We start from the raw sequence: 8,265 nt of genomic DNA, 5'->3' as shown, positions 1-8,265 counted from the left end.
GGGGGGGGGTTCCCCCCCACCCCTCTCCCCCCGCCCCCCGCGCCCCTCACGGGGCCCCCCCCCCACGGCCGCACCCCGGCGGCTGCCGGGCCCGACCGGCCTGATCGCCACCGAAACGTGCCTTCGAGACGGTTTTGTTCACCCGTTCGGCCCAGCGGACCAAAATCGATAGGAAAAGCACCCCCGAAACCGCGTAAGAGCGGCGGCCCTGCCGACTTTCATACACGTGAGCGCGCTCGTCCCGGGTTTTGTCACACGGGCGAGCGGTGGAGAAGGTTGGCAAGGCAGGGGATGGGGAGTGCTGATCGACGCTGAGAGCTATCAGCGGATACTCGGAGACGAGCTCCGCAAGCTCCGCCGTAAACGTGGCTGGACACGCAAGGAACTGAACCAGCATCTGCAGAGCGAGATCTCGCTCCAGACGCTGGCCACCTACGAGCTGGGCACCCGGCACTGTTCCGTGGTGCGGCTGGTCGAACTGTGCGTCGCGATGGACGAGCTGCCACAGGATCTGCTGGCCAAGGTGCACCGCCGGGTGTTCGTGGACGAACCGGGCCGCGTCCGGGTCGACCTGCGCCTGGTGATCAAGGACGACCAGGAGGAACTGTTCCCCCTGCGACGGTGGGCGGACGACCGGCTCAAACGGTCGGGTGACGCCGGCAGCGCCGAGGTCCACCTCGACTTCGCCGCGCTGGAACGGATGGCCGAGCTCTGTGGCATCCCCACCGTCGATCTCATCGGAAGGCTTCGCCGGCTCAACCCCTCATGAGCGCGGCGTTCCCCGGTCCGTGAAGGCCATGCCCCCCATCTTGGCTTTCACGGACCCTCCCCCTCTTCGCGTGGTCAGCCGAGGAGTTCGTAGTCCTCGCGCCGCACCTTGCGGGTGTCGAGCCAATACCGCCAGGTGAAGCCCGGCCAGATCGTGCGGTTGACGCCCTTCGCGTCCAGGTACCAGCTCTTGCAGCCGCCCTGGGTCCAGATGCCCTTGGCGAGTTTGCGCTGGATCTCGCCGTTGAACCGCTCCTGCGCCTCCGGCAGCGGGTCGAGCGCCTTGCCGCGCGCGAGCCGCAGCGCCTGCGCGACGTAGGAGATCTGCGCTTCGATCATGAACACCACGGAGTTGTGGCCCAGTCCGGTGTTCGGGCCGAGCAGGAAGAACAGGTTCGGGAACCCGGAGACGGTGATGCCCTGATATGTCCGCATCCCCTCGGTCGCCCACTCCTTGCCGAGGTCGCGCCCGTCGCGGCCGATGATCTCCAGGTCGTCGAAGGCGTCGGTGACGTGGAATCCGGTGCCGTAGATGATCGCGTCGACCTCGTGCTCGACGCCGGCGCCGTCGACGACGCTGTGCTCGCGGACCTCTTTCACGCCTTCGGTGACGACGTCGACGTTGTCCCGCGCGAGCGCCGGGTAGTAGTCGTTGGAGATCAGGACGCGTTTGCAGCCCATGGTGTAGTCCGGCGTCAGCTTCCGGCGCAGTTCCGGGTCCTTGACGCTCTTGAAGATGTTGCGCTTCGCGATGCGCTGGCCGATCTTCATCACCCACGGCTGCCCGTTGAAGCCGATCGCGCGGGCCTCGAGCCCCCAGTAGAGGACGTCGCGGAAGGCGCGCTGCAGCAGCGGAACCGAGCTGAACGCCTTCCTCAGCGCTTCGGGCATTTCGCGGTCCGGCTTCGGCATGATCCACGGCGGCGTGCGCTGGAAGAGGGTCAGTTCCGCGACGTCCTTCGCGATCCGCGGCACGAACTGGATCGCGCTCGCCCCCGTGCCGACCACGGCGACCCGCTTGCCCTTGAGGTCGTAGTCGTGCTCCCACTGGGCGGAGTGGAACGCCCGGCCCTGGAAGCGCTCGATGCCGGGCAGCTTCGGGATCTGCGGCAGGTGCAGCGCGCCGACCCCGGCGACCAGCGCGGGCGCGGCGAACTCGTCGCCCGACTTCGACCCGACGTGCCAGCGGTTCTCGTCGGCGTCCCAGCGGGCGCCGGTCATCTCCTGGCCGAAGCGGATGAAGCGGTGCAGGTCGTACTTCGCGGCGACGTCGCGCATGTACTGCCAGATCTCCGGCTGCGGCGAGTACGCGCGAGACCAGCCGGGGTTCTGTTCGAACGAGAACGAGTACATATGCGAGGGGATGTCGCAGGCGCAGCCGGGGTAGGTGTTGTCCCGCCACGTGCCGCCCACGTCGTCGGCCTTCTCCAGGATGACGAAGTCCTCGCGGCCCTCTTTCCGCAGCTGGATGGCCATGCCCAGCCCGGAGAAGCCGGTTCCGACGATGACGACCCCGGTCTCGGTGCGGTTGCCCATGCCCGGCCTCTCGTTCGATTTACCTGTTACCGGGAGTACACCTTACTCGAAGTAGGTTACCTTCGGTAGAGTGCTGTGGTGACGACGGCGAAGCGCAAACGCATGCCACGAGCAGAGCGAATGCGGCAGATGATCGAAATCGCTGAGGAAGTCTTCGCCGAACGCGGCTACAGCGCGGCGTCGATGGACGACATCGCGGAGCGCGTCGGGGTCTCCAAGCCGATGCTCTACGAGTACTTCAACTCGAAAGAGGGGCTGCTGCTGGCCTGCATCCAGCAGTCGCGGACGGCGTTGCGCGAGGTCACCGAACGGGCGACCGTCGGCGCGACCTCCGCCGAGGACGCACTGCGGCGCGGACTGCTGGCCTTCTTCGTCTTCATCCGGGAACGACGGCAGGCCTGGTCACTGCTGCGCCACGAGATGGCGCTGATCGGAACCGGTGCCGCCGACGAGATCGAGCGGACCCGCCGCCAGCAGACCGATCTGATCGCCGCGCTGATGAGCGACCACTTCGACGCGGGCGACGACCTGCGCGCCGAGGCGTCCGCGGAGTTCGTGGTCGGCGCGTGCGAACGGCTCGCGATCTGGTGCGAACGGCACGAGGACGTCAGCCCCGAAACGGCGACCGGATACGCGATGGACGTCCTCTGGTCGGGCCTGTCCGCGAGGGCCCGCTGAAGCGACTGTGAAGATGCGCGTGCATTAGGCCATTCGGTCGTCACTCAGAGCACATTGCCGCCAGTGTCTTGTGACACAGAGTTGTCCTACTGTATCGATGACACTGTAGAAACTCTGATGGACAGTCACGGCCTCCGTCAGGAGGGGGCGCCACCACCCGAAAGTGGCGTCATGACGACGGCGTGGCGAAGTCCACTGAGTGACGCATGCTCGCGAGGAGAGGGGTGAGGCGGATGACCGAACCGATCACCGCGTCGTACGTCCAGGAGGACGACGACTGGAAGATCACGGTCAGCGGCTCCGGCAAGGAACTGACCGGTCGCGCACCGGGCATCATCGCGGCACGGGACCGGGCCGACCAGCTGGTCGAGAAACTGTCCCCGCCCGAACGGTCGACCGTGGTGCACCTGCTCAACGGCAGTGCGCTCGAGTTCACCGCCGCCTACATGACGGCGAGGCTCACGCTTCCGGAGATCGAGCCGCTCGAGGTCCCTCCGCCGTCGAACGGCAAGGCCAAGGAGAAGACCGGCGGCAAGCCTCCGGTGCCCCAAGGCAAAGAACTCCCGAAGGCCGTCGACGAGGCGAAGGCCCCGCAGAAGGCTGAGCCGGCCAAGACACCCGCCAAGGCGGCCCAGACCTCCTGAGACCTACTTCAGGAGTTTGCGGATCAGCAGCACGCCGATCAGCACGGCCCCGCCGATGAGCGGGTACTTCACCTTGGGCTCGTCCAGCTTCGCGCGCAGACCGGTCTTCGCGGAATCCACCAGCTTCGCGGGGTTCGCCTTCGTGCCCAGCTGGTCGAGTGTGGCGACCAGCGCGTTCCTGGCCTGCTCGATCTCACGCTCGATGGTCTCGGGATCGCGAGCCACGTGTCCTCCTCGCCGCGACGGACTTGCTGAACGCCCACGTTAGAGGACGCCACCCCCCACGGTGGCACCGGCCACGCCGAGAAACGCCGATCGTGTCGCACGCTACGATTTCGGAGCAACGCTGGGGCCCGTAGCCCAATTGGCAGAGGCACACGGTTTAGGTCCGTGCCAGTGAGAGTTCGAGTCTCTCCGGGCCCACCCAAAGTCGTCAGCACCGAACTCCCGGGCTCAGGCGCAGGCGGCCGTTCAGCCAAGAGAAATCGGGCGCCTTGGGTCCTGGACCGGCCGCAGCTGAGCGTGGCAATGCCTAGCTCGGAAAGAACCCGGTCAAAGCGTCACGGCGGATCTTCTGCGTCAGTACGAGCTGCTCTCGCAACAGTCGCTCATGTTCATCCAGCCGCATCATCGCGTCGGCGATCACCTGCTGCGTACCGAGATCGGGCAGCACGACTGGTAGCTCTCCTAGTACGTTGAGTGAGATGGTCTTCATGGTCATCCCCCCCGTGGAGTGGGCTTCCAGCCACTTACGCGCCTCCGGACTGCGGAGGTAGGCCGCAAGATAGTCGACGTTGAGCCCGGCGGGGGGCCGAAGCATGAAGCAGCCTGTTCCACAAAGCCAGCCTTGCTGCTCCTCACGAACCACAGCACATCGCCCCAACTCTCCACGGCGTGCCAGCACGATGTCGCCACAACGAAGCCGGAAACGTTCCAGATTCTCGGCTTGCCGCTCGGTGATGTACCTGATGTTCGCCACGCTGAAACCGTTGCCGGTCAGGTCTTTGGGCATGACGACGGGAACACCGCTGGTATCCACGTAGTCTTCGGCACGGATGAGGCTTCCCGACGGTCCAGCGATGAGCAGACCAGGGCTCACGCCCTCGACCACTCCCTCTCCCCCTCCGCTCATGATGCTCCCGAGCGGCACCCGTGGAGGCTCGAAGCCGCTACGGGTCAACCGCTCGCATCGATTGAAGTTCTTCACGAGGCCGGCACTGGAATCAGCCGTGACCCCGTCATGCCGAACCAACTCATCCAGCATGCGATTCACGTCTTGCGCCGTCGACCGCTCCTCCTCGACTTCGACATACAGCCGGGGGTCGAGGCTGCCATCGTTCTCAAGGATCTCCTCGTGCGTGACCGAGCGAGAAAACCCTGGTTCGTCAGGCGTTGCACGAGGAGACCTCCGCCACTCGTCAAGGCGGCCGCTGATGCGTTCCTTGTCCTCCGCAGTCAGCACGCGTGGCTGCCTCGGCACCTGCGTCCCGAGTCGGCTGGCGTCGATGAAGAGAACGGCGTCTGCCTCCCCCTCCGGCAAGTGGCGAGACTTGTGGCGCGCGAGCATCCAGATGTGCACCGGGATGGAAGTGTGCGGAAAAAGATTCGGCGGCAGGGCGATGATGCCGAGGAGCACCCCCCTGGCAATCATCCTTTTGCGGATCTCCGCCTCACGGCCGTCGGACCAGGCAGCCCGCGGCGGCATGATCATCGTCGCTGTCCCGCCCTCGCTCAGCCGGTTCCACGCGAGCTGGAGCCAGGCGAAATTCGCATTGGACGCGGACGGCTGACCGAAGGGCCAAATCTCGCGGTCGATGTCCTCGACACGCTGGTTGAACGGCGGATTGCTGACCACCAGGTCGACGAGCCCGTTGTTCCGGCCGTGAAACAGCGACAACGGATCAGAGGCACGTACGACAGGCCGGTCCACTCCGTGGACGGCCAAATTCATCATCGCCAACCGCGGATTACTCCGATCGGTGGCGTACGCCTCGAAAGACGCACCATCGACCCGGCCAGACCCGGCGATTCGCTCCGCCGCGGCCGCGAGCAGACCGCCGGACCCACAGGCCGGATCGAGGATCCGGTCTCCAGGCTGCGGAGACGCCAACTCTATGAGCAGGCGCGCGACAGCACGCGGCGTGTAGAACTCACCCACGGAAACCGTGCTCTCCTGAACGTGTCGTTCGAGGAGCAGTTCGCAGACCTCAGACAACCCGGCTTCGTCCAACGTCGGACGCTCCTCCAGGGCAACGAGGAACGCTGCCGCCCATGGGATGTCGTCCGACTCTTCGTCGCCGCCCAGCCGCCCGACCGCGAAATCGCGAAGGTCGGGCACGGGAAAGCGCGCGTGCCCACTGGCGTTCATCATCGCAGCGCGCAGATCTATCAGCGGCGAATGGCCGATTCGCGCCTCCGTGACAGCACGAGCCCACCGCTTGACGAACTCGTCACTCGGACCGCCCTCCGATTCGACGAATCGAGCGAGTATCAGGATCGCGAGCATGGACCCGAGGTCGCCGAAAGTGTTCCTGCCCCGCTGAAAGGGCACGTACGTTCGCCAAAGCCGGTCAACGACGTCCGCGGCACGACTCTTCGTCACTATGGTCTCCACGTGGCCCTCCATGTCCGACTTGCCCTATTTCAGTTGCATGATGGAATACGCCGCCGCGACGACGAGCACCAACAGACACAGCCTTAGTGTCATGCCCGTGCTCTGCATGGCCTTCCCCAGTAGCTCAAAGAACGACTTCACTCTCAGCCCCCTCACGTTCAGATCCTTGGGTCAACTGCGCAGCGTCACTGCGCATCAGTCTGGCCAATCCATGCCTTCACCTGACCGACGTTGGAACGCCCGGCCAACTCCCGAACGAAGCTCAAGCTAGCAGCGACATGCCCAAGTGGCCATCGACATAGCTGACCACACCCGACGGCGCCGCCACTGCGCAGACATGCTGCGCAACACGGCGCCCAGCGATCCGGCAGTTCATCGGCACACCCAGGGACATGCAAACCTCGACGGCTGCCGTCGAACATGCCCCGCCATGTGATCGAGGTCACAGGTAGGAGTCTGAGCTCGGGTGGCTACGAGGTGACAATGGCCGCGTCTCCCTGGGAGGTCATGGGGCCAAGCGTTCTCAGCGCCGCCATGCCTCGATTAGCTCATCCGGACCGAAAGTCGCGGCCAAGGGCAGGCCTTCTTCGATACCGGCGCGAGACACGGCGACCAGCGGCGTGGTGTGATCGCGTCCGGGGATCGACATGGATCCAGCGATGAGGCTCTCCAGCTCACGCTTCCCGAAGAGGTCGTTTTCCAGCCATTTGACAGAGCCGGTGAACGCGATGCGAGTCGCCGCGGGCCGCTCACGGTCGGCTCCGACCAAGTCGATCTCGGGGTTGTTCTGCCGGTTCCACCAACCGCCGACGTACTCCGCACCAGGCACCCGCTCGTCGGGCAACAGCCGGGCCAGACCGGTACGGATGACCGGCTCCACGGCGCGGCCACGCCAAGACGTCCACGATCGTTCGATCCGCGCGGCCACCAGATCACCGCGACCCCGTTCGACCTCGGCGATCCCCCTGTGCAAGAAGGTGAGCCAGAACCGCAGATACGTGTCTTCGATGCGGTAGCGCTTGTTCTTGGTGTCGGGACGAATGGCCAATGGGGCGTCGACGGCGACGATGCGTTTGGCCGTCAGGGCGTTCAGGATCGGCGCGAGAGTGCCTGAAGGGATCGGCTCACCGGCGCCGATCCGGTTGGCGATCGTGCTGAACGTCCGTTCGCCGGTTCCGATCGCCTCCAAGGCCGAGCGGCTGTGCGACGGCTCGGGGACTTCGCCGAGCAAGGACAGTTCTCCGGCCATCAACAAGGGAGAAAGCGGGTCCGCGAGTTGATCGCGCAAGAACCCCTCCCGATCGGTGCCCGGTTTCCAGCGCTGGACGATCTCGGGAAAGCCACCGGTGATGAGGAAGGCGTCGATCGCCTCGGCCGATTCGAGCGCGGTCATCTCCTGTACGTCGCCGGGATCGAGAGGGCGGACGAGCATGCGGGCGGCGCGGCCGTGAAACGGGCGGCCGTACTCCTGGAGGGATTCCATCATCGACAGATCACTGCCGACGAGCAGCAAGAGCACTGGCTTCGCGGACAGATACCGGTCCCACACGGTCTGGAGAGCGCCTTCGAACTCACTGTCCTGCTCGACAAGCCAGGGCACTTCATCCAGGACGACGATGCTCGGCTCGTGCTCTGGGACGGCGATCGCCAGGCCACGCAAGGCCTGGTTCCAATCGGTACCGGTCGCCCCGGCGACGAGATCCGCGCGAGGCAGCGCGGACTGCGCGAGCGCGGCGGCGAAGTCGGCGCGTTCGGCGGCCGGATTGCGGCCACGAGAGGCTTGAAACACGATGTACGGCACGCCCGAGCGGTCGCAGAACTCTTGGACCAGCCGCGACTTCCCCACCCTGCGGCGGCCGGTGACGATCACGGCCTGCCCCGGAGTGGTCGCGACCCCGTCACGGACCACCCGCAGCTGCCTGTCCAGCAGAGCGAGATCGGTCGTCCGTCCCTGAAACCTCATGAACCTTGACCTCATCTAAGTATAATTAAATCTTACTTAGATTGAATCTTACTTCACTGCTC

7 protein-coding genes and 1 tRNA gene are annotated in these 8,265 nt (G+C 65.5%); 4 read left to right on the top strand and 4 right to left on the bottom strand.

Features of this window, described 5'->3' with window-relative positions; translation table 11 throughout:
• Positions 1-298 precede the first annotated feature (298 nt).
• Positions 299-769, top strand: coding sequence for a helix-turn-helix transcriptional regulator (locus ACIHAO_RS35530; RefSeq protein ID WP_125785047.1), 471 nt, complete (start codon positions 299-301; stop codon positions 767-769).
• 74 nt (positions 770-843) lie between these two features.
• Here ACIHAO_RS35530 and ACIHAO_RS35525 read toward each other — a convergent pair whose 3' ends face one another.
• Positions 844-2,304 carry a flavin-containing monooxygenase gene (locus tag ACIHAO_RS35525; protein ID WP_396565392.1) on the bottom strand — a complete coding sequence of 487 codons (1,461 nt, stop codon included), beginning with the start codon at positions 2,302-2,304 and terminating at the stop codon, positions 844-846.
• A 120-nt stretch (positions 2,305-2,424) separates the two neighbouring features.
• Here ACIHAO_RS35525 and ACIHAO_RS35520 point away from each other — a divergent pair, with 120 nt between their 5' ends.
• Together ACIHAO_RS35520 and ACIHAO_RS35515 are read left to right on the top strand one after the other, a co-directional pair.
• The gene (locus ACIHAO_RS35520) at positions 2,425-2,982 is read left to right on the top strand and encodes a TetR/AcrR family transcriptional regulator (RefSeq protein WP_396565453.1); all 558 of its coding nucleotides are present in this window, start codon (positions 2,425-2,427) and stop codon (positions 2,980-2,982) included.
• A gap of 233 nt (positions 2,983-3,215) precedes the next feature.
• Entirely contained in the window at positions 3,216-3,626 is a 411-nt protein-coding gene (locus ACIHAO_RS35515; RefSeq protein WP_396565390.1) for a hypothetical protein, read from the top strand.
• A gap of 3 nt (positions 3,627-3,629) precedes the next feature.
• On the opposite strand, the gene ACIHAO_RS35510 is transcribed toward ACIHAO_RS35515, so the two are convergent.
• Positions 3,630-3,851 (bottom strand): DUF3618 domain-containing protein, encoded by a 222-nt coding sequence (locus ACIHAO_RS35510; protein ID WP_005165704.1) that lies wholly within the window; start codon positions 3,849-3,851, stop codon positions 3,630-3,632.
• A gap of 124 nt (positions 3,852-3,975) precedes the next feature.
• Between ACIHAO_RS35510 and ACIHAO_RS35505 the strand changes: the two genes are divergently transcribed.
• Positions 3,976-4,049, top strand: a tRNA-Leu gene (locus ACIHAO_RS35505).
• A 109-nt stretch (positions 4,050-4,158) separates the two neighbouring features.
• Here the strand turns inward: ACIHAO_RS35505 and ACIHAO_RS35500 are convergent.
• Both ACIHAO_RS35500 and ACIHAO_RS35495 read right to left on the bottom strand, forming a co-directional pair.
• Positions 4,159-6,240, bottom strand: coding sequence for an N-6 DNA methylase (locus ACIHAO_RS35500; RefSeq protein WP_396565387.1), 2,082 nt, complete (start codon positions 6,238-6,240; stop codon positions 4,159-4,161).
• Between the two features lie 523 nt (positions 6,241-6,763).
• A complete protein-coding gene (locus ACIHAO_RS35495) occupies positions 6,764-8,203 on the bottom strand; it encodes an ATP-binding protein (protein WP_396565385.1) in 1,440 nt (479 codons plus the stop codon).
• Positions 8,204-8,265 lie beyond the last annotated feature (62 nt).

The organism is Amycolatopsis sp. NPDC052450, assembly GCF_044547565.1.
Lineage (GTDB): Bacteria > Actinomycetota > Actinomycetes > Mycobacteriales > Pseudonocardiaceae > Amycolatopsis.
The sequence above is the reverse complement of the archived record's forward strand: the minus strand, read 5'-3'. Positions and strand labels throughout refer to the sequence as shown.